This window comes from Paracoccus sp. S4493 (genome assembly GCF_000967735.1).
In the GTDB taxonomy this organism is placed as follows: Bacteria; Pseudomonadota; Alphaproteobacteria; order Rhodobacterales; family Rhodobacteraceae; genus Paracoccus; species Paracoccus marcusii.
On the sequence record NZ_JXYF01000293.1, the window covers coordinates 1 to 614 of the forward strand.

Here is a 614-nt window from a genome sequence, read left to right on the forward strand (position 1 = left end):
CGCCCATGCCATCGGCGATGTCAGCAAGGACGACGTCCTCAGCCTGATCGTCAAGGGAGAGCTGCCGTCCGACTGGTCCGCCCGCAGGCCGGAGCCGGTGCAATGAAGGACGCATCCGCCACCACGATGGCATGCGGCGTCTGCGTCGAACCCGGCCGGTTCCGCATCGAGACGCGCCCCCTGCCGACCCATGCCCCCGAGGGCTGGGTGCTTGTCGACATCGCCGCCATCGGCATCTGCGGCACGGATTACCACATCTTCGAGGGCAAGCATCCCTATCTGGATTATCCCCGCGTGATCGGGCACGAACTGTCCGGGCATGTGGCCAGCGGACCGGATGCCGGGCGCCTGGTCGTGGTGAACCCCTATCTGTCCTGCGGGGCCTGCCGTGCCTGCCTGCGCGGCAAGCCCAACTGCTGCGCCGCGATCGCGGTGCTGGGCGTGCATCGCGACGGCGGCATGTGCGCGCGGATCGCGGTTCCGGCGGGCAACCTGTACCCCGCCGACGGGCTGAGCGTGCATCAGGCCGCGATGGTCGAGTTCCTGGCCATCGGCGCCCATGCCGTCGCGCGTTCGGGCGTGGGGCCGGGCGATCTGGCGCTGGTGACGGGGGC

1 protein-coding gene is annotated in these 614 nt (G+C 70.2%); it reads left to right on the forward strand.

Annotated features, from left to right (window positions below):
• Positions 1–102: 102 nt before the first annotated feature.
• The coding region (locus TW83_RS17235; RefSeq protein ID WP_239441418.1) for an alcohol dehydrogenase catalytic domain-containing protein at positions 103–614 on the forward strand (512 nt) is incomplete at its 3' end.